The sequence below is a fragment of the Streptomyces fungicidicus genome, assembly GCF_003665435.1.
In the GTDB taxonomy this organism is placed as follows: domain Bacteria; phylum Actinomycetota; class Actinomycetes; order Streptomycetales; family Streptomycetaceae; genus Streptomyces; species Streptomyces fungicidicus.
In genome coordinates this window covers 2,415,206-2,434,480 of record NZ_CP023407.1, presented here as the reverse complement: position 1 = coordinate 2,434,480, position 19,275 = coordinate 2,415,206, and the positions used below count along the sequence as shown (strand labels likewise).

General features: G+C 71.0%; 19 protein-coding genes. 5 read left to right on the top strand and 14 right to left on the bottom strand.

What is annotated here, in order from left to right; all coding sequences use genetic code 11:
- Positions 1–48: 48 nt before the first annotated feature.
- The 5 genes from fabF to fasR form a co-directional block, all read right to left on the bottom strand.
- Entirely contained in the window at positions 49–1,320 is a 1,272-nt protein-coding gene (gene fabF, locus CNQ36_RS10955) for a beta-ketoacyl-ACP synthase II (RefSeq protein ID WP_121545847.1), read from the bottom strand.
- Between the two features lie 112 nt (positions 1,321–1,432).
- Positions 1,433–1,681 carry an acyl carrier protein gene (locus tag CNQ36_RS10950; protein ID WP_004931691.1) on the bottom strand — a complete coding sequence of 83 codons (249 nt, stop codon included), beginning with the start codon at positions 1,679–1,681 and terminating at the stop codon, positions 1,433–1,435.
- 80 nt (positions 1,682–1,761) lie between these two features.
- Positions 1,762–2,763, bottom strand: a complete 1,002-nt coding sequence (locus CNQ36_RS10945; RefSeq protein WP_121545846.1) for a ketoacyl-ACP synthase III — start codon at positions 2,761–2,763, stop codon at positions 1,762–1,764.
- A gap of 22 nt (positions 2,764–2,785) precedes the next feature.
- On the bottom strand, positions 2,786–3,700 hold the full coding sequence (locus CNQ36_RS10940; protein ID WP_121545845.1) for an ACP S-malonyltransferase: 915 nt from the start codon (positions 3,698–3,700) through the stop codon (positions 2,786–2,788).
- A gap of 89 nt (positions 3,701–3,789) precedes the next feature.
- Positions 3,790–4,995, bottom strand: coding sequence for a fatty acid biosynthesis transcriptional regulator FasR (gene fasR / locus CNQ36_RS10935; protein ID WP_121545844.1), 1,206 nt, complete (start codon positions 4,993–4,995; stop codon positions 3,790–3,792).
- 62 nt (positions 4,996–5,057) lie between these two features.
- Here fasR and CNQ36_RS10930 point away from each other — a divergent pair, with 62 nt between their 5' ends.
- Entirely contained in the window at positions 5,058–5,717 is a 660-nt protein-coding gene (locus CNQ36_RS10930) for a pirin family protein (protein WP_121548426.1), read from the top strand.
- An 82-nt stretch (positions 5,718–5,799) separates the two neighbouring features.
- On the opposite strand, the gene CNQ36_RS10925 is transcribed toward CNQ36_RS10930, so the two are convergent.
- Both CNQ36_RS10925 and CNQ36_RS10920 read right to left on the bottom strand, forming a co-directional pair.
- Positions 5,800–5,997, bottom strand: a complete 198-nt coding sequence (locus tag CNQ36_RS10925) for a DUF397 domain-containing protein (protein ID WP_121545843.1) — start codon at positions 5,995–5,997, stop codon at positions 5,800–5,802.
- Positions 5,957–6,805, bottom strand: a complete 849-nt coding sequence (locus CNQ36_RS10920; protein WP_121545842.1) for a helix-turn-helix domain-containing protein — start codon at positions 6,803–6,805, stop codon at positions 5,957–5,959. The genes CNQ36_RS10925 and CNQ36_RS10920 overlap by 41 nt, the downstream gene beginning before the upstream one ends.
- 80 nt (positions 6,806–6,885) lie before the next feature.
- On the opposite strand from CNQ36_RS10920, the gene CNQ36_RS10915 reads away from it, so the two are divergent.
- Positions 6,886–7,305, top strand: coding sequence for an ATP-binding protein (locus tag CNQ36_RS10915; protein WP_121545841.1), 420 nt, complete (start codon positions 6,886–6,888; stop codon positions 7,303–7,305).
- 77 nt (positions 7,306–7,382) lie between these two features.
- Here CNQ36_RS10915 and CNQ36_RS10910 read toward each other — a convergent pair whose 3' ends face one another.
- The 3 genes from CNQ36_RS10910 to CNQ36_RS10900 form a co-directional block, all read right to left on the bottom strand.
- Positions 7,383–8,954, bottom strand: coding sequence for a S8 family peptidase (locus tag CNQ36_RS10910; protein ID WP_121545840.1), 1,572 nt, complete (start codon positions 8,952–8,954; stop codon positions 7,383–7,385).
- Between the two features lie 357 nt (positions 8,955–9,311).
- Entirely contained in the window at positions 9,312–10,133 is an 822-nt protein-coding gene (locus CNQ36_RS10905; RefSeq protein ID WP_121545839.1) for a serine hydrolase domain-containing protein, read from the bottom strand.
- A gap of 18 nt (positions 10,134–10,151) precedes the next feature.
- Positions 10,152–10,622, bottom strand: a complete 471-nt coding sequence (locus tag CNQ36_RS10900) for a GNAT family N-acetyltransferase (protein ID WP_004931715.1) — start codon at positions 10,620–10,622, stop codon at positions 10,152–10,154.
- Between the two features lie 94 nt (positions 10,623–10,716).
- On the opposite strand from CNQ36_RS10900, the gene CNQ36_RS10895 reads away from it, so the two are divergent.
- Complete coding sequence (locus tag CNQ36_RS10895) at positions 10,717–11,187, top strand: MerR family transcriptional regulator (protein WP_121545838.1); 471 nt, start codon at positions 10,717–10,719, stop codon at positions 11,185–11,187.
- Positions 11,188–11,288: 101 nt separating this feature from the next.
- Here CNQ36_RS10895 and CNQ36_RS10890 read toward each other — a convergent pair whose 3' ends face one another.
- The 3 genes from CNQ36_RS10890 to CNQ36_RS10880 form a co-directional block, all read right to left on the bottom strand.
- Positions 11,289–12,137 (bottom strand): DUF4429 domain-containing protein, encoded by an 849-nt coding sequence (locus tag CNQ36_RS10890; protein ID WP_121545837.1) that lies wholly within the window; start codon positions 12,135–12,137, stop codon positions 11,289–11,291.
- A 66-nt stretch (positions 12,138–12,203) separates the two neighbouring features.
- Positions 12,204–13,421: an alpha/beta hydrolase gene (locus tag CNQ36_RS10885; RefSeq protein WP_121545836.1), complete on the bottom strand. Its 1,218-nt coding sequence runs from the start codon at positions 13,419–13,421 to the stop codon at positions 12,204–12,206.
- Positions 13,422–13,502: 81 nt separating this feature from the next.
- Complete coding sequence (locus CNQ36_RS10880) at positions 13,503–14,165, bottom strand: TetR family transcriptional regulator (RefSeq protein ID WP_004931724.1); 663 nt, start codon at positions 14,163–14,165, stop codon at positions 13,503–13,505.
- Positions 14,166–14,277: 112 nt separating this feature from the next.
- On the opposite strand from CNQ36_RS10880, the gene CNQ36_RS10875 reads away from it, so the two are divergent.
- Both CNQ36_RS10875 and CNQ36_RS10870 read left to right on the top strand, forming a co-directional pair.
- The gene (locus CNQ36_RS10875) at positions 14,278–15,897 is read left to right on the top strand and encodes a DHA2 family efflux MFS transporter permease subunit (protein WP_121545835.1); all 1,620 of its coding nucleotides are present in this window, start codon (positions 14,278–14,280) and stop codon (positions 15,895–15,897) included.
- Between the two features lie 239 nt (positions 15,898–16,136).
- Entirely contained in the window at positions 16,137–16,445 is a 309-nt protein-coding gene (locus CNQ36_RS10870; protein ID WP_040907305.1) for a hypothetical protein, read from the top strand.
- 63 nt (positions 16,446–16,508) lie between these two features.
- Here the strand turns inward: CNQ36_RS10870 and aceE are convergent, their stop codons facing one another.
- A complete protein-coding gene (gene aceE, locus CNQ36_RS10865; protein WP_004931729.1) occupies positions 16,509–19,256 on the bottom strand; it encodes a pyruvate dehydrogenase (acetyl-transferring), homodimeric type in 2,748 nt (915 codons plus the stop codon).
- Positions 19,257–19,275: the final 19 nt, after the last annotated feature.

The window sequence follows — 19,275 nt, the reverse complement described above, 5'->3', positions numbered from 1 at the left end:
CCTCCACCCCCGAAGAGGTGAAGGCCCTTCACACAGCAGACGCGCAGGTCACACGGACCGGAACGCCAGCACCACGTTGTGTCCACCGAACCCGAACGAGTCGTTCAGCGCGGCGATCCGCCCGTCCACGGGCAGCTTCCGCGCCTCACCCCGCACCACGTCCGCGTTCGCCTCGGCCTCGGGGTCGAGGTTCTCCACGTTGATCGTCGGCGGAGCCACCCGGTGGTACAGCGCCAGCACCGTGGCCACCGACTCCACACCGCCCGCGCCGCCGAGCAGATGCCCGGTCATCGACTTCGTCGCGGAGACCGCCATGTGGTCGGCGTCGTCCCCGAACACCTTCCGCAGCGCCTTCAGCTCGGCGATGTCGCCAGCCGGCGTCGACGTCGCGTGCGCGTTGACGTGCACGATCTCCGCCGGGTCCAGGTCCGTGCGCTCCAGCAGGTTCTGCAGGGCGTGCGAGATGCCCCGCCCCTCCGGCTCGGGCTGCACGATGTCGTGCGCGTCGGCCGAGATGCCCTGGCCGACCGCCTCCGCGTAGACGCGGGCGCCGCGCGCGGCGGCGTGCTCGGCGGACTCCAGGACGACCACGCCGGCGCCCTCGCCCATGACGAAGCCGTCCCGGGCGACGTCGTAGGGACGCGACGCGCCCTGCGGGTCGTCGTTGTTCTTGGACATGGCCATCATGTTGCCGAACGCGGCGATCGGCAGCGGGTGGATCGCCGCCTCCGTGCCGCCCGCGACGACGACGTCCGCGCGGCCGCTGCGGATCATCTCGATGCCGTAGCCGATGGCCTCCGCGCCCGAGGCGCAGGCCGAGACCGGGGTGTGCACGCCCGCACGGGCGCCCACGGCCAGGCCCACGTTGGCCGAGGGGCCGTTCGGCATCAGCATGGGGACGGTGTGCGGGGAGACACGGCGTACGCCCTTCTCCTTCAGCACGTCGTACTGGTCCAGCAGGGTCGTCACGCCGCCGATGCCGGAGGCGATGACCGCGCCCACCCGGTCCGGGTCGGCGCTCGAGTCCTCGCCGGCCTTCGCCTCGAAACCGGCGTCGGCCCACGCCTCCTTGGCCGCGATCAGCGCGAACTGCGCCGAGCGGTCCAGGCGGCGGGCCTGCGGGCGGGGGATGACCTCGGTGGGTTCGACGGCCACCGGTGCCGCGATACGGACCGCCTGCTCGGCGGCCCACTCCTGCTCCAGGGCCTTGACACCGGAACGTCCGGCGACCAGGCCCTCCCAGGTAGAGGCCGCGTCGCCACCCAGCGGTGTGGTTGCGCCGATACCGGTGACGACCACGGTGCGATTGGTCGGGCTCATCGGAATTCTTTCTCCAACGGATTACGAGGATTCGTACGGCGCCACCGCCGGGTGGCGGGGCCGGGTGCACCCGGCCTCCGGGCCTCCCGCGGACGGAAGGCCCGGCAGGTGCTCAGGCCTGGTGCTTGAGGATGTAGTCGGTCGCGTCGCCGACGGTCTTGAGGTTCTTGACGTCGTCGTCCGGGATCTTGACGTCGAAACGCTCTTCGGCGGCGACGACGACCTCGACCATGGACAGCGAGTCGACGTCCAGGTCGTCGGTGAAGGACTTGTCCAGCTGGACGTCCTCAACCGGGATGCCGGCGATCTCGTTCACGATCTCCGCGAGACCGGCGACGATCTCTTCCTGAGTGGCGGCCATGATGGCGCTCCTTCTTTGTGATTCCAGAGGGTGTGGCGATGATTCCTCGCGTACCGGACGAATGATCCGGCACCGAGTGCCTAGGGGAGGGTAACGACAGTCGCGGCGTAGACGAGACCCGCCCCGAAGCCGATGACGAGGGCGGTGTCGCCGCTCTTCGCCTCGCCGGTCGCCAGGAGCCGCTCCATCGCGAGCGGAATCGAGGCGGCCGAGGTGTTGCCGGTGGTGCGGATGTCACGGGCGACCATGACGTGCTCCGGCAGTTTCAGCGTCTTCACCATCGAGTCGATGATCCGCACGTTGGCCTGGTGCGGGATGAAGACGTCCAGTTCGTCCGCGGTGATCCCGGCCGCGTCCAGCGCCTGCTGGGCGACCTTCGCCATCTCGAACACGGCCCAGCGGAAGACCGCCTGGCCCTCCTGCGTGATCGCCGGGAACTTCTCGACGGTCCCGTCGCGGTAGTCCGACCACGGCACCGTCTGCTTGATGGTCTCGGACTTGTCGCCCTCCGAGCCCCACACCGTCGGGCCGATCGCCGGCTCCTTGGACGGGCCGACGACCACCGCGCCCGCGCCGTCGCCGAACAGGAAGGCCGTCGCGCGGTCCTCCAGGTCGGTCAGGTCGCTCAGCCGCTCCACGCCGATGACGAGCACGTACTCGGCCGAGCCCTCCACCACCATGCCCTTGGCGAGGGTGAGGCCGTAGCCGAAGCCGGCGCAGCCCGCGGAGATGTCGAAGGCGGCGGCCTTGTCCGTGCCCAGCCTGTCGGCGATCTCGGTGGCGATGGCCGGGGTCTGGCTGAAGTGCGAGACGGTCGAGACGACGACGGCGCCGATCTGCGAGGCGTCGATCCCGGCGTCCGCGATCGCCTTGCCGGACGCCTCGACGGACATCGCCGCGACGGTCTCCTCGGGGGACGCCCAGTGCCGGGTCTCGATCCCGGAGCGGGAGCGGATCCACTCGTCGGACGAGTCGATCGTCTCGAGGATCACCTCGTTCGGCACGACCCGGGTGGGCCGGTAGCCGCCCACGCCGAGGATGCGCGCGTACGGGGCGCCCTTGCTGGGCTTGATCTTCGCCATGCGGGTCGGCTCCTTAAGGCGATCAGGCGGTGTGCTCGGCGATGAGCTCGCGGGCCGCGTCGAGGTCGGCGGGGGTCTTCAGGGCCAGCGTCCGCACACCGGGCAGGGCGCGCTTGGCGAGGCCGGTCAGGGTGCCGCCGGGGCAGACCTCGAGGAGGGCGGTGACGCCGAGCTCCTTGAAGGTCTCCATGCACAGGTCCCAGCGCACCGGGTTGGCGACCTGCCCGACCAGGCGCTCGAGCACCTCGGCACCGGTCGCGACCGCCCTGCCGTCCTTGTTCGACACGTAGGTGACCTTCGGGTCGCCCGGCGTCACGTCCTCGGCGGCCTTCGCCAAGGTGTCGACGGCGGGGCCCATGTGGTGCGTGTGGAAGGCGCCGGCCACCTTGAGGACGACGACCTTGCGCACGCCCTCGGGCTTGTCCGCCTCCAGCGCGGCGAGCTGCTCCTTGGTGCCGGCCGCGACGATCTGGCCGGCGCCGTTGATGTTCGCCGGGGTCAGGCCCAGCTTCTCCAGGTGCGCCACGCTGACCTCGGGGTCGCCGCCGAGCAGCGCCGCCATGCCGGTCTCGGTGATCGCGGCGGCGTCGGCCATGGCCAGACCCCGCTTGCGGACCAGGGAGAGCGCGGCGGAGTCGTCGAGGACGCCCGCGAACGCGGCGGCGGTGATCTCACCGACGCTGTGACCGGCGACGGCACCGGGTGCCACGTCCCCGAGCGCGGAGGCGGACAGCAGTCCGGCCGCGACCAGCAGCGGCTGGGCGACGGCCGTGTCGCGGATCGCGTCCGCGTCGGCCTTCGTGCCGTAGTGGACGAGGTCGAGTCCGATGGCGTCGGACCACGCGGCGACGCGGTCCGCGGCACCGGGGAGGTCGAGCCATTCAGTCAGGAAGCCGGGCGTCTGGGCGCCCTGGCCGGGAGCGACGAGTACGAGCACTCTCACACTCTCTCTTGGGGACGGCCACGACCGCCCGTGAGGACAAGGACGAAGAACAGCAAGGGGTTTTGTGGATCCCCGACAAAAGGCTAGGCCTGAAGATCGCCGTCGGCCAGACGCCCCAGGATCAGCGCGATCCTCAGCGTGAACGCAGAGCGTACATCGGAGGGCGACCATCCGGTGACGTCAGTCACACGTCGGAGCCGGTAACGCACGGTGTTGGGGTGAACGAACAGCATCCGCGCCGCGCCCTCCAGGCTGCTCGCCTGCTCCAGAAAGACACTGAGCGTCTCCAGGAGCGCGGCCCCCGCCTGCTCGAGCGGTCTGTAGATCTCCTCCACCAACTGCTCACGGGCCGAGGGGTCCCCGGCGATCGCCCGCTCCGGCAGCAGGTCGTCCGCGAGCACCGGACGGGGGGCGTCCTGCCAGGCGGAGCACGCCTTGAGCCCGGCGGCGGCGGCCTGCGCGGACCGGGTCGCGGCCAGCAGGTCCGGCACCACCGGCCCGGCCACCACCGGCCCCGCCGCATACGGCCCGATCAGCGACTTCGCCACCCCCAGCGGGTTGTCGCTGCCGCCCGCGATCACCACCAGCCGATCGCCGAGCACCCCGGTCAGCACCTGGAGCTTGGCGTGCCGGGCGGCCCGCCGGATGGCCTCCACGGTCAGCTCGGAGTCCCCGTCCGGAGCGGTCCCCAGCACCACGCACACATGCGCGGGCGAGTTCCACCCCAGGGCGGCGGCCCGTGACACCGCCCCCTCGTCGGCCTCGCCGCTGAGCACCGCGTTCACCACCAGCGACTCCAGCCGCGCGTCCCAGGCACCGCGTGCCTCGGCGGCCTGGGCGTACACCTGCGCGGTGGCGAAGGCGATCTCCCGCGCGTACACCAGCAGCGCCTCACGCAGCACGTTCTCGTCGCCGGGCGCCGCCACCTCGTCGATGGCGGACTCCATGACCTCGATGGTGGTGCGCACCATCTCCACGGTCTGGCGCAGCGTGATGGCCCGGGTCAGCTCGCGCGGCGCGGTGCCGAAGACGTCGGTGGAGATGGCCTGCGGGGCGTCGGGGCGCCGGAACCACTCGGTGAAGGCGGCGATGCCCGCCTGGGCGACGAGACCGATCCAGGAACGGTTCTCCGGGGGCATGGCCCGGTACCAGGGGAGCGTCTCGTCCATCCGCGCGATCGCCTGCGCGGCGAGACTGCCGGACGACCTCTCCAGCCGCTTCAGCGTCGCGGCATGCGTATGGGCGGGGCGTGCAGCGGCTTCGGGGGTACTGGTTTCGGGTTCGGGCACGGGGACAAGACTGCCTTATCGGGACGGCCGCGCGTGTCGCCGGGTCTACGGTGGACCTCGTGATGGACGTACGGCGCGCGCACGAGCGCTACCAGGGCGGCGACCCGGCGGCCGGCATCGAGACCCGCCACGCCTTCTCCTTCGGGCCCCACTACGACCCGGACAACCTCCGCTTCGGCGCGGTGATCGCCTGCAACGAGGAGCGCCTCGGCCCCGGCGCCGGCTTCGGCGAGCACCCGCACAGCCACACCGAGATCGTGACGTGGGTGGTCGAGGGCGAGCTGACCCACCGCGACTCCACGGGCCGGGAGACGGTGATCCGTCCCGGCGACGTGCAGCACCTGAGCACGGCGTCGGGCGTCCGCCACGTGGAACGCAACGCGGGCACGGCCCCGCTGACCTTCCTCCAGATGTGGCTGGCCCCCCTGGCCCCCGGCGGCGACCCGCGCTACGAGGTGGTCCCCGGCATCGCGGACTCCACCCCGTACGCCCTCCCGGAGGCCGGCGCGATGCTCCACGTGCGCCGACTGTCGGCGGGGGAGCGGACCGCCGTGCCCGACGCCGCGTACGTCTACGCCCACGTGGTCCGCGGGGAGATCCGCCTGGACGGCGAGGAACTGGGCCCGGGCGACGCGGCCCGCCTCACGGACACGAAGGACGCCGAGGCCGTCGCCATGAGCCCGGCGGCGGAGCTGCTGCTGTGGGAGATGCGGGCGCCCTAGCCACGCCGAGCAACAACGCGGGTTGCCTGAGGCCGCGCAGTCGAGAGGAGGGGTGGCACTGACGGCCGTCCGGGGCTGTGGATTACCGCAGGCCGTCGACGAACGCCTGCCAGGCGCCGGCGCCGACGGTGAGGACGGGGCCGGAGGGCTTTTTGCTGTCGCGGACGGGGACGGCCCCGGTGGGGCGGGTGGCTGCGACCTCGACGCAGTCACCGCCGTTGCTTCCGCTGTAGCTGGACTTACGCCACCGTGCGTTCCTCAGGTTGGAGCCGGTCTCCATAGCGTTCCTCCATCACGCGGGCGATCAGTGCCGCCGAGTCCTCGGGGGAGAGGGCTGAGGCTTGCAGCCGAGCGTAACCGACCGAGCGCTCCTTGATCACGTGTGGATTGGCCGTCATGTGCCCCTGGTCGTAGCCGTCCATGTAGAACAGGTCGGGATCGTCGTCGAACCGCAGCAGGTTGAACGTCCCCATCATGCCTGTGTGTTGGCCCGTGGAGAACGGCAGGATCTGAACGTTCACCCAGGGGTTCTCCCGGAAGCTCAACAGATGAGCGAGTTGCCGACGCATGACGTCGCGTCCGCCGATCTCAAGCAGCAGCGCGGCCTCGCTCAGGACAACCCAGAGGGCGGGCGGCTGATCGCGGCGGAGGATGCGCTGTCGCTCCATTCGAGCTGCCACCATCTCGTCGGGCTTGCTGTGGTGCTCCACGCTGAGGACTGCTCGGGCGTACTCCTCCGTCTGCAGCAACCCGTACACCAACTGGGCCTGGAACGTGGAGATGTACGCCGCCTTCGCCTCCATCTCCGCGTACGGCTGGAACCACGTGGGGAGTTGGCTTCGTAGGACCAGGCCGATCAGGCGCGAGAACAGGCCGTCCGTGCCGAGTGCCGCGTCCACGCGCTCGGAGAAGTCGCGGGTGGGGACCTTCTTCGTGGTCTCGATCTGGCCGATCAACGACCCCGTACAGAAGATGATCTCGCCGAGCTGCCCCTGCTTGAGGCCGTGCGCCTCGCGCTGGCGGCGCAGTTCCCAGCCGTAGTAGTCGAGCGGGGAGGCGGTGGGGTCGAGCGACTGGATGTTGACCACGGCGGCACCTCACTTCAACGCCTCACGGCGTTCGTTTCTTTCCGTAGCCGAGCGTATGCGTAGCGTCGCAGCATTGTGGCGTGAATCACGTAACTGGTCCGCAGGCGGCGGACATCTCCAGCGAGTACCACGCCGAGTTCGCCGTGGGGGAGCACTCGGCCCGGCATCTGCGCCGCATCCTGCGGCTGTACCTCGTCGGCTCGGGGCTGGCCGTGGTGGCCGACGCCGCCGAACTGGCGCTCACCGAGCTGGTCGCCAACGTCGTGCGGCACGTGCCCGGCCGGCGCTGTCGCATCTGTTTCCTGCTCGAGCAGGGTGGTGTGCGGGTGGAGGTCTCCGACGACCGTCCGGAACCACCTGTGCGGGGCGACGGTGACGGGCTCGGTGAGGGCGGACGCGGGCTGGTGATCGTGGACGCGGTCACCGACCGGTGGGGGGTCGCCGTGCGGCCCGATGGGCGGGGCAAGACGGTCTGGTTCGAGTGCCGGGCGGACGGGTGACCGGTGGGACAGGGCTTCGCCCCGGCGCGGTGGACCGTGCCGGGGCGAAGCGGGCGGAAGGGCCGGGCGTCAGGACGTCAGAAGGTCAGGCCCCAGCTGTTGATGTAACCCGTGTCGCCGTAGTAGCCGTCCGTCACCCGGAGCTTCCAGGTGCCGTTGGCCGCCTCGGAGGAGGCGTTCACGGTGTACGTGGTGTTGATGTTGTCGGCGGAGCCGCCGGTGCCGGACGCCTTCAGGGTGTAGACCGAGCCGTCGGGCGCGACCAGCTGGACCGTCAGGTCGCCTATGTAGGTGTGGACGATGTTCACCGGCACCTGGAGGGCCGACGGCGCGTTGCCGGAGACACCGGAGACGGTGACCGGGGACTCGACGGTCGTCCGGTCGCTGATCGTGTAGTCCGAGGAGTTGGTGAAGGTCTTGCCGGTGGGCGGGGTGGTGCCGCCGTTGCCGCCGACGTACAGCAGGCGGTTGGGGGAGCCGGTGCCGGGGTTGGTGACGGCGCCGGAGACCGAGCTGTTGATCAGCGCGGAGGCGACCTGCGCCGGGGTGGCCGAGCGGTTGTCCGCGAGGTACAGCGCCGCGGCGCCCGCGACGTGCGGGGTGGCCATCGAGGTGCCGGAGATGGTGTTGGTGGCGCTGTCGCCGGTGTTCCAGGTGGAGGTGATGGACGAGCCCGGGGCGAAGATGTCCAGGTTCGAGCCGTAGTTCGAGTAGCTGGCGCGGGCGTCCGTGCTGGTGGTGGCGCCGACGGTGATCGCCTCGGACACGCGGGCCGGCGAACCGGTCGCGGTGGTGGACTCGTTGCCCGCGGCGACGGCGAAGGTGACGCCGGCGGCGATGGCGTTGCGCACCGCGGTGTCCAGCGTGGTGCTGGCGCCCCCGCCGAGCGACATGTTGGCGACGGCCGGGAGGACCGCGTTGGCGGCGACCCAGTCGACGCCCTCGATCACGCCGGCGGTCGTGCCGGAGCCGTTGTTGTCGAGGACCCGGACGCCGACGATGGAGGCCTTCTTGGCGACGCCGTAGGCGCTGCCCGCCACGGTGCCGGCGACGTGGGTGCCGTGGCCGTTGCCGTCCTGGGCGACGTTGTCGCCGTCGACGGCGTCGTAGCCGTTGCGGGCGCGGCCGCCGAAGTCGCTGTGGGAGACGCGTACACCGGTGTCGATGATGTACGCGGTGACGCCCTGGCCGGCGGTGTCGTCGTACGTGTACGAGCTGTTCAGCGGCAGTGCGGTCTGGTCGATGCGGTCGAGGCCCCAGGACGGCGGGTTGGTCTGCGTCGCCTGGGTGGTGAAGGTGCGGTTCTGCTCGACGAGCGCGACCGACGGGTCGGCGGCCAGCCTGGCGGCCTCGGCCTCGGTGGCCTCGACGGTGTAGCCGTTGACGGCCTCGCGGAAGGTGTGGCCGACCTCGGCGCCGTACTTCTTCGCGACGCCCTTGCCCTTGGCCGAGTCGGCCTCGGTGGCCGGCTTCAGGGTGACGATGTAGCTGTCCGCGACCGCGTTCGGCGCGTCCGCGTAGGCGATGGTCCCGACGGGCTCGGCGGCGCTCGCGGGGAGAGCGGTGAAGAGACCGCCGGTGAGAGCGGCCGCGGCGACGGAGCAGATTCCGACGAGCGTTCTCCGCTTGGCGTTTCGCGTCACTGCCATCTGAGGGTTCCTCCTCGACGTGGGGCGGGGGAGGTGCACCCTTGCGGGCGCACGGAGCGACCGCCTGTGCCGGGCTGGTTCCGGACAGACGTAAGTCAGGTGCATGCCAAATTGCGGTGGGGCTGTGGCTGCTTTTCCCTGTCGCCAGCCGAAAGATTGAACGGTCTACGCGGATTGCACAAGAGGTTCCGGCGTGCCGTAACGCCCGTGCCACAAAAGAGAAGTGACACGTGCCGTCAAATGCCCCGGATACGCTTCGTAAACGAGATCACCGTCACAGGGGCTTCGCGGAACCGGTGCTTTCGAGTCAGTCCGATTCCTGTGGGTTCCGCGCTCCCGTCGGCGTCCGGGGCCGGCTCAGCCGCGCAGTTCCGCGAGTACCGCGTCCGTGAACGGCGGCCATGCCTCGACCGCCCAGGGCCCGAAGGCGCGGTCGGCGAGGGCCACGCAGGCCGCGCCCGCGTCCGGGTCGATCCACAGGAACGTGCCCGACTGGCCGAAGTGGCCGAAGGTGCGGGGAGACGACGAAGCGCCGGTCCAGTGCGGGGACTTGGAGTTCCGGATCTCGAAGCCGAGGCCCCAGTCGTTGGGGTTCTGGTGGCCGTAGCCCGGCAGGACGCCCTTGGTGCCGGGGTACTGCACCGTCATCGCCGCGGCGACCGTGCGCGGGTCGAGGAGCCGGGGGGCCTGGACCTCGGCGGCGAACCGCAGCAGGTCGTCCACGGTGGAGACGCCGTCCTTGGCGGGGGAGCCCTGCAGCGAGGTTCCGGTCATGCCCAGCGGCTCCAGGACGGCCTGCCGCAGGTACTCCGCGAACGGGATATCCGTCGCCTTCGCGACATGGTCGCCTAGCTGCTCGAACCCGGCGTTGGAGTACAGCCGGCGCTCGCCGGGCGCCGAGGTCACCCGGTGCTCGTCGAAGGCGAGGCCCGAGGTGTGCGCGAGCAGGTGGCGGACCGTCGCGCCCTCCGGGCCGGCCGGCTCGTCCAGCTCGATCGCGCCCTCCTCGTACGCCACGAGCACCGCGTACGCCGCGAGCGGCTTGGTGACCGAGGCCAGCGGGAAGCGGAGGCCGGCGGGGCCGTGGGTGCCCGGCACGGTGCCGTCCGCCCGGACGACACCCGCCGCGGCGGTGGGGACCGGCCAGTTCTCGATCAGCGCGAGGCTCTTCAGCGACATGCCGTCGAGCCTAAGCGCTCAGAGCGTCAGCTCCAGCAAGGGGTCCGGCTTGGCCCTGAAGCCCAGGGAGACGTACAGCGGCTCGGCCTCCGCGGACGCGGTGAGGCGCACCCGCCGGGCGCCCCGCTCGCGGAACCACTCCAGCAGCGCCTCCACACACGCCCGCGCGTACCCCCGGCGGCGCGCGTCCGGGTCGGTGGCGACGCTGAAGACGTAGCCGTCGGTGCCGTGCGGATTGCGGGCGCCGCCGATGCGGTAGTCGAGCGTGCCGGCCACCAGCGCCGCCAGCTCGCCCGGCCGGTCGGGGTGGTCCACGACGAACGCCGCGAAGGTGCCGTCCGGCTCGGCGAGCCTGCCGCGCAGCACCGGCAGCGACTCGGCGTGCCACGAGGTGGACGGGTCGGACAGGGTCATCGAGTCGATCATCACCTGGCGCAGACGCAGCACTTCCTCCGCGTCCTGTGGCGCCGCACGGCGTACAGAGGTCATGACCTCACGCTAATCAGCCACCGGCCCCCGCGTCCCGCCCATTCCCGCCCCCGTCGCTTGCTTGGAGTGCACTCCAGCGTTCTAGCGTGGGGACATGACGGTGACGGAGACGGAGACCACGGACACCAGCGCCGACACCTGCGCCGGACCACCACAGGGGAACCGCCGGCCGGACGGCGCGGACAGGTACACGATCAGCGAGGTCGTCGCCCTCACCGGGCTGACCGCGCACACCCTGCGCTGGTACGAGCGCATCGGGCTGATGCCGCACATTGACCGGTCCCACACCGGGCAGCGGCGCTACACCAACCGCGACCTCGACTGGCTCGCCCTCGTCGGCAAGCTCCGCCTGACCGGGATGCCGGTCGCGGACATGGTGCGGTACGCGGAACTCGTCCGCGCGGGCGACCACACCTACACGGAGCGTTTCGAACTGCTCCAGCAGACCCGCGCGGACGTGCTGACCCGGATCGCCGAACTCCAGGACACCCTCGCCGTGCTCGACCGGAAGATCGGCTTCTACGCGGACGCCGGAAACGCCCTGGCCTCGGAGAGGACAGCCTGACCCAGGGGCGGGAGAGGTCGCGCGCCCCGAAGGGGCGCGGGGAACTGCGCGACCAACCACGCACGGCCCGGGGCCGCAACCCGACCGCCCCCCGGCGGACGCTAGAGCTCCGCCAGCAACTCCGCCTTCTTCGAGGAGAACTCCTCGTCGGTCACCAGCCCCGCCTGGTGCAGCTCCCCGAGATGCCGGATGCGGTCCGCGATGTCCGCGGGGTCACGGCGCGCACGCGCCGTGGACACCGCCGGCACCGGCGCACAGTTGCGCACCGCCGCCAGCACCGCCGCCGCGAACGGCAGTGACTCGTGCACGGGCCCGTACCCGAGCCCGAAGACCACCGCCGCCGGGTCCTGGTCGGCCTGGCCGGCAGGCCCCGCCGCGTCCCGCCGCAGCAGCCGCAGATGCCCCTCGAACACCTCCGGGGAGCGCCACTCCACCCCGCTCAGCTCGCTCATCGGGAACCGCTGGTCGCCCGCCTTCCACTTCGCCGACGACGCGCCCGTCCAGAACCACCGGAAGGACACCGCCGTACCGTCGAAGGAAGCCTTCCCGTCGTACGCCTTGAACTGCAGCGGCGCCTCGGGGGCGGCCACCAGATGGCGCTCGGCGGGCCCCGACTCGGTGAGCTGCGCGCGCAGTTCGTCGGCGTAGTACTCGGCGAGCGTCTCGCGTTCGGCGGGCAGCACCAGCCGGTAGGGGTCGCCGCTCTCCTTCAGCTGCCCGGCGGCAGCCTCCAGCAGCGGATCGGCTCCGGGCCGGAGCTCTGCCCGCAGCACCACCGTCCCGCGCCTGCCGGGCGTGAGGGTGACCCCCTCGATCGCCTCCAGCGGCACCCGCCGCTCACCTAGCGCCTGGAACAGCTTCGGTGTCCGGATCCCCCGCTCGTAACGGATGAGCACGGAGTCGGACTCGAACTCCCAGGCGGCATGAAATCCAGCCAGTACGTCACCCATGCGGCTCATCGTATGCGGCACGAGCTTCTTCAACCCCTCCCCACGCATACCGCAGTATCTCCGCCTCTACGCGCGTCCGGTAGTGGTCGTACCGGACAAACCCGCCCGGCAGACGTCGTCCTCGTCCGCGCACGACACCGCGCGGTATGCGCCAACACCGATCTCGGCGAAGTTCCGCAGACTCTCGGTGCCCGGTTCGAAGTAGCCGGCGTGCCCCTTCGCCTCCCGCGCCGACAGCACCCGCGCCCCGAAGCCCGCCGCCACCGGGTCGGCCCCGTGGCCCAGACCGCCGAGCTCCAGGTAGGGAACGTCCTGGATCCAGTCGTCGGCGTCCCGCATCGCCCACACCCGGGCGGTGGTGCGCAGCTGGGCGGCCCTCTCGACCCGCATGCCGGGGCTGCCGGCCACCGCGATGTCGGCCACCCGCTCCGGCAGGGTGTGCGCGGCGATCCCGCACACCACCGAGCCGTAGCTGTGGCAGAACAGGGAGACCGGCGCCACGCCGGGCAGTCCGCGCACCAGCGCGTCCAGCCGCTGGGCGCCGTCCTCGGCGCGCATCGCCGTGGCCGCGTCCATGCCGAGCCCGCTGGGCGCGGTGTAGTCGGCCCAGGCGATCACGGCGGTACGGGTCGAGGGAGCGGCGTCGCGCTCGGCGGCGTACAGCGACTTCGCCATGCCGACGGGGGCCGAGTACGCGCGGTGGGTGCGCTGGAAGGTGAGCAGGTCGGTGTCGACGCCGGGGACGACGACCGACACCCGCTCGGCCCTGCGCAGGTCGCCGAAGACCTCGGCGACCCGGCCGGAGCCCGACGGGTTGAAGGCGAGGATGTGCCGCCCGGGACGCATCAGCGCCTCGAAGCGGTCCATCCTGAGCGCCGCCTGCCGCTGGCCCGAGGGCGTGAGGCGTTTGTCGTGCACGCGTTTGAGTTCGACCTCGCGGGCCTGTCCCAGCGCGACGCGGTTGGCGCGGTACCGCAGTTCGGCCGGCGCGCCGTTCATGTTGCCCACGGCCAGCGGATAGCGGTGGGCGAGGCTCGCGCGCTGCCCCTCGGTGAGTGAGGCGAAGAACCGGGCCAGCCGCGTGGGCGCCGACTCGGGGTCCGGCAGCCGGTGACCGGCTATCCGGCCCTGCTCCCAGGCACTGAGCGATGCCTGCAGCGGAGCGGGGTGGCGCTGGTGCCGCAGCGCCGTCCAGCCGGTGGTCGCCAGCATCACGAAGACGACGGCGAGCGCGAGCAGCGCGCGCCAGACGTTCAGCTGCGGGGAGGTGTCGAAGGAAGTCACTGGAAGGACACACTAGGAGAACGGGAGTGTCTCGCGTGAATCAAGTGACCGGGATCACGTTTCGTCGTGTCGCTTCGGGGATCACCCCGTACGCCAGTTCCCCGCGAGGGCCGGACCCATATGGTCCAGGCAGCTCCTCATCAGCTCCCGCATCGCCGCCACGCTGAAGTCGTCCCCGGTGGACCAGCGCCGCTCCGCCACCCGGACCACCCCGCCGAACGCGGCCACCAGGATCCTGGGCCGGGGATCGGCGTCCACGTCGACGCCCTCGCGCTCGGCGACGATGCGCGCCAGCTCCTCCTCCAGCTCCGTCGCCCGGCGCAGATGGGCGGCGAGCAGCGCGGGCGTCGACTCGATCACCCGGTAGACGCGCATGTGCAGTTCCAGCGGGACCAGTTGCTCGACGGCCTCGTTGATGCCGTCCCAGCTGTCCAGCACGGCCCGGCGCAGCGCCTCCAGCGGCGCCTCGTCCCGCGGCCGTTCGCGCACGGCGTCGACGACGTGCGACTCCGCGAGCCGGGGGACGAAGAACGCCACCTCCTCCTTGCTCGCGAAGTAGCGGAAGAAGGTGCGCTGTGACACGTCGACGGCCGCGGCGATGTCGTCGACGGTCGTCCCCTCGTACCCGCGCGCGGCGAACAGCTCCAGCGCGGCCCGTACCAGCGCGTCCCTGGTGCGCTGCTTCCTGAGCTCCCGCAGGCCCGGCCGCGGCAGCGCGTCCACGACGGTCCTGACCGTCTTCATCTGTCCCTCCTCGCACTGTTTCCCCAGATCAGGCTATACGCGTGTGTCGTGTCGGTGACCAGCCGGCGAACTGGTTTGTCAACTGTCAGTCGCTGACATTAGCCTCGAACGCATGACTAGTCAGACCACCATCGACAAGGCGGGCCCGGGGGACGCGACGCCGCCCGGAGCGTCGGGGACGACGCCGGGCAAGGGGCTTCGCGGGCACCCCTGGTTCACCCTCGTCACCGTCGCGGTCGGGGTCATGATGGTGGCCCTGGACGGCACCATCGTGGCCATCGCGAACCCGGCCATCGCGAAGGACCTGGGGGCCACCTTCGCCGAGGTCCAGTGGATCACCAACGCGTACTTCCTCGCCCTCGCCGTCTCCCTGATCACCGCGGGCAAGCTCGGTGACCGCTTCGGGCACCGGCAGACCTTCCTCATCGGCGTCGTCGGCTTCGCCGCCGCCTCGGGGGCCATCGGTCTGTCCGACAGCATCGCCCTGGTCATCATCTTCCGCGTGTTCCAGGGCCTGTTCGGCGCCCTGCTGATGCCGGCCGCGCTCGGCCTGCTGCGGGCCACGTTCCCGGCCGAGAAGCTCAACATGGCCATCGGCATCTGGGGCATGGTCATCGGCGCCTCCACCGCGGGCGGCCCGATCCTCGGCGGTGTCCTCGTCGAGCACGTCAGCTGGCAGTCGGTGTTCTTCATCAACGTGCCGGTCGGCGTCCTAGCCGTCGCCCTCGGCGCGTGGATCCTGCTCGACCACCGCGCGAAGAACGCCCCGCGCTCCTTCGACCTGCTCGGCATCGCCCTGCTCTCCGGCGCCATGTTCTGCCTCGTGTGGGCCCTGATCAAGGCTCCGGAGTGGGGCTGGGGCGCCGGCAGCACCTGGGGCTTCGTCTTCGCCTCGGTCGCGGGCTTCGCGGCCTTCGCGGTCTGGGAGACGAAGGTCAAGGAGCCGCTGATCCCGCTGGCACTGTTCCGTTCCGTGCCGCTGTCCGCCGGTGTCGTACTGATGGTCCTGATGGCCATCGCGTTCATGGGCGGGCTGTTCTTCGTCACCTTCTACCTGCAGAACGTGCACGGCATGAGCCCGGTCGACGCCGGTCTGCACCTGCTCCCGCTCACCGGCATGATGATCGTCGGCTCCCCGCTCGCGGGCGTGATGATCACCAAGGTCGGTCCGCGCATCCCGCTGGCCGGCGGCATGGCGTTCACGGCACTGGCCATGTACGGCATGTCGACGCTGGAGACGGACACCGGCAGCGGTGTGATGTCGCTCTGGTTCGCCCTCCTCGGCTTCGGACTCGCCCCCGTCATGGTCGGCGCCACCGAGGTCATCGTGGGCAACGCGCCGCTGGAGCTGTCCGGCGTCGCCGGCGGTCTCCAGCAGGCCGCGATGCAGGTCGGCGGCAGCCTCGGTACGGCCGTGCTCGGTGCCGTGATGGCCTCCAAGGTGGACAGCGACCTCGAGGGCAACTGGGCCAAGGCCGGACTCCCGCCGCTCACCCCGGAACAGGCGGGCCAGGCCTCCGAGGCCGTACAGGTCGGCGTGGCGCCGGTGGCCGAGGGCACCCCCGCCGCGATCGCCGCGAAGATCACCGATGTCGCCCACGACACCTTCATCTCCGGCATGAGCCTGGCGTCCCTGGTCGCCGCCGGAGTCGCCGCCGTGGCGGTGCTGGTCGCGTTCCTCACCAAGCGCGGTGCGAACGCCGAGGCGGGCGCGGGCGTCGGCCACATCTGACGGACCGTTCTGTGGCCGGGTTCGCTCGTCAGGGTGAACCGGTGCGGTGATCTCTCCCCTCCGGAAGGCGCCGCAGGTCACAGTGGGTCAAGTCCTCCGCAGGGCATGGAGGACGCGGCCGCGGCGCGCTGCTGGAGGGGGGCAGCGTGCTCGCGGCGCCTTCACCCGCCCCTCGTACGGCGTGAATTCACCGCCGGAGCGGGGGTACCCGCCATGTCAACCAACCCTTCAGGGAGTTGATGATGGCGAGCTTCGGACACGGTACGCGCAGGCACCCCCGCTCACGTGGCCGGACGTGGTCACGGACCGGGCAGGATCGCGCGACGCTCGGAATCGTCGGAGTCATCTGCGCGGTCGCCGGATTCTTCGTGCTGGGGATCATCCTCGGTCCCGCGGCGATCGTCTGCGGCTGGCTCGCCATGGGCCGCACCTGGACGGGCCCCCGTCCGGTACCGGCCCTGGTCGCCCTCGTCCTGGGCGCCATCGACACGCTCCTGGCCCTCGTCTTCCTGGCCGGAGCGACCTCGTCGGGCTACGGCATGTTCTGACCCGGGGCGGCGGCATGGGTGAGCCCCCGGCACTTCGCCGGGGGCTCACCCACGCGCTCCGCCCTACGCGTCGCCGCCCGCGACCCCCGGGTCCGCGGCGGCGACGTCCAGCAGCTGGTACCGGTCGATCGCCTGCTTCAGCACCGACCGGTCGAGGTGGCCCTCCCGTGCCAGTTCCGTCAGCACCGCCACCACGATCGACTCCGCGTCGATGTGGAAGAACCGCCGGGCCGCCCCCCGCGTGTCCGCGAACCCGAAGCCGTCCGCGCCCAGCGACTGGTACGTCCCCGGCACCCAGCGCGCGATCTGGTCCGGCACCGACCGCATCCAGTCGGACACCGCCACCACCGGGCCCTGCGCCGCCGCGAGCTTCCGCGTCACGTACGGCGTCCGCTGCTCCTCCTCCGGGTGCAGCAGATTGTGCCGCTCGCAGTCCACCGCCTCGCGCCGCAGCTCGTTCCAGGAGGTCGCCGACCAGACGTCCGCCCTGACGTCCCACTCCTCGGCGAGGATCCGCTGCGCCTCGACCGCCCACGGCACCGCCACCCCGGACGCCAGGATCTGCGCCGGGAGGGAGCCCGCCGTGCCCTCGCCGAAGCGGTACAGGCCCTTGACGATGCCCTCCGCGTCCACGTCCGCGGGCTCGGCCGGGTGCTGGATCGGCTCGTTGTACACGGTCAGGTAGTAGAAGACGTCCTCGCCGTGCGGATGCTCCTCGTCGGAGCCGTACATCCGGCGCAGCCCGTCCTGCACGATGTGCGCGATCTCGTAGCCGAACGCCGGGTCGTAGGCGACGCACGCCGGGTTGGTGGACGCCAGCAGCTGCGAGTGGCCGTCCGCGTGCTGCAGACCCTCACCGGTCAGCGTCGTGCGCCCCGCGGTCGCGCCCAGGACGAAACCGCGCGCCAGCTGGTCGCCCATCTGCCAGAACTGGTCCCCGGTGCGCTGGAAGCCGAACATCGAGTAGAAGACGTAGACCGGGATGAGCGGCTCGCCGTGCGTGGCGTAGGCCGATCCCGCGGCGATCAGCGAGGCCGTGCAGCCGGCCTCGGAGATGCCGTCGTGCAGCATCTGCCCGTTCGGCGCCTCCTTGTAGGCGAGCAGCAGCTCCCGGTCCACGGACTCGTACTGCTGGCCGAGCGGGTTGTAGATCTTCGCGCTCGGGAAGAACGAGTCCATGCCGAACGTGCGGTACTCGTCCGGCGCGATCAGCACGAACCGCCTGCCGATCTCCTTGTCCCGCATGAGGTCCTTGAGGAGCCGGACGAAGGCCATGGTCGTCGCGATGGACTGCTGGCCCGAGCCCTTCTTCACGGTCGCGTACGTCTTGTCCTCGGGCAGTGACAGCGGCTTCGACCGCACCACCCGGGTCGGCACGTACCCGCCGAGCGACTTGCGGCGGTCGTGCATGTACTGCATCTCCTCCGTGTCCGGGCCCGGGTGGTAGTAGGGCGGGGGACCGGACTCGAGGTCCTTGTCGGAGATCGGCAGGTGCAGCCGGTCGCGGAAGTGCTTGAGGTCGTCGACCGTCAGCTTCTTCATCTGGTGCGTGGCGTTGCGGCCCTCGAAGTTCGGGCCCAGCGTCCAGCCCTTGACCGTCTTGGCGAGGATCACCGTCGGCTGGCCCTTGTGCTCGAGGGCAGCCTTGTACGCCGCGTAGATCTTGCGGTGGTCGTGGCCGCCGCGGCCCAGGTGCAGGATCTGGTCGTCGGTCATTCCCTCGACCATCTTGCGCAGCCGGTGGTCGTCGCCGAAGAAGTGGTCACGGATGTACGCGCCCGACTCGGTGGCGTACGTCTGGAACTGGCCGTCCGGGGTGGTGTTCATCCTGTCGACCAGCACACCGTCGCGGTCCTGCGCGAGCAGCGGGTCCCAGGTGCGGTCCCAGACCAGCTTGATCACGTTCCAGCCGGCGCCCCGGAAGACCGACTCCAGCTCCTGGATGATCTTGCCGTTGCCGCGCACCGGTCCGTCGAGGCGCTGCAGGTTGCAGTTGACGACGAAGGTCAGGTTGTCCAGGCCCTCACGGGCGGCGAGGGACAGCTGGCCCAGCGACTCCGGCTCGTCCATCTCGCCGTCGCCGAGGAACGCCCACACGTGCGACTTCGACGTGTCCGCGATGTCGCGGGCGTGCATGTAGCGGTTCATCCGCGCCTGGTAGATCGCGCCGATCGGGCCGAGGCCCATCGACACGGTCGGGAACTCCCAGAAGTCCGGCATCAGCCGCGGGTGAGGGTACGACGACAGCGCGTACGGGGCCTTCGACTTCTCCTGGCGGAAGCCGTCCAGGTGGCGTTCGCTCAGCCGGTCCAGCAGATACGCGCGGGCGTAGATGCCGGGGGAGGCGTGGCCCTGGAAGAAGACCTGGTCGCCTCCGTCGCCCTCGTCCTTGCCGCGGAAGAAGTGGTTGAAGCCCACGTCGTACAGCGACGCGGAGGAGGCGAACGTGGCGATGTGGCCGCCGACCCCGATGCCCGGCCGCTGTGCGCGCGAGACCATCACCGCGGCGTTCCAGCGGGTGGCGTTGAGGATCTTGCGTTCGATCTCCTCGTTGCCCGGGAAGAACGGCTCGGCCCGGGTCGGGATCGTGTTGACGTAGTCCGTGCTGCGCATCTCGGGCACGGCCACGCGCTTCTCGCGGGCGCGCTCGATCAGCCGCAGCATGAGATAGCGGGCCCGCTCCCGGCCGCGCTCGTCGACCGCGGCGTCGAGGGAGTCGAGCCACTCCTGCGTCTCCTCGGGATCGAAGTCAGGAACCTGACTCGGGAGGCCGCCAATGATGATCGGGTTGCGATCGGATGCGGAAGCCACGCTGTTCCTTAGCTGTCGG

Coding starts and splice junctions, on each gene's coding strand:
- CNQ36_RS10905 (WP_121545839.1), bottom strand. CDS start 10,133: ATGTCGCTGAAGAGCCTCGCGCTGATCGAGAACTGGCCGGTCCCCACC.
- CNQ36_RS10910 (WP_121545840.1), bottom strand. CDS start 8,954: ATGGCAGTGACGCGAAACGCCAAGCGGAGAACGCTCGTCGGAATCTGC.
- CNQ36_RS10895 (WP_121545838.1), top strand. CDS start 10,717: ATGACGGTGACGGAGACGGAGACCACGGACACCAGCGCCGACACCTGC.
- CNQ36_RS10925 (WP_121545843.1), bottom strand. CDS start 5,997: ATGGAGACCGGCTCCAACCTGAGGAACGCACGGTGGCGTAAGTCCAGC.
- CNQ36_RS10950 (WP_004931691.1), bottom strand. CDS start 1,681: ATGGCCGCCACTCAGGAAGAGATCGTCGCCGGTCTCGCGGAGATCGTG.
- CNQ36_RS10870 (WP_040907305.1), top strand. CDS start 16,137: ATGATGGCGAGCTTCGGACACGGTACGCGCAGGCACCCCCGCTCACGT.
- CNQ36_RS10900 (WP_004931715.1), bottom strand. CDS start 10,622: ATGACCTCTGTACGCCGTGCGGCGCCACAGGACGCGGAGGAAGTGCTG.
- fabF (WP_121545847.1), bottom strand. CDS start 1,320: ATGAGCCCGACCAATCGCACCGTGGTCGTCACCGGTATCGGCGCAACC.
- CNQ36_RS10945 (WP_121545846.1), bottom strand. CDS start 2,763: ATGGCGAAGATCAAGCCCAGCAAGGGCGCCCCGTACGCGCGCATCCTC.
- CNQ36_RS10880 (WP_004931724.1), bottom strand. CDS start 14,165: ATGAAGACGGTCAGGACCGTCGTGGACGCGCTGCCGCGGCCGGGCCTG.
- CNQ36_RS10930 (WP_121548426.1), top strand. CDS start 5,058: ATGGACGTACGGCGCGCGCACGAGCGCTACCAGGGCGGCGACCCGGCG.
- CNQ36_RS10890 (WP_121545837.1), bottom strand. CDS start 12,137: ATGGGTGACGTACTGGCTGGATTTCATGCCGCCTGGGAGTTCGAGTCC.
- CNQ36_RS10875 (WP_121545835.1), top strand. CDS start 14,278: ATGACTAGTCAGACCACCATCGACAAGGCGGGCCCGGGGGACGCGACG.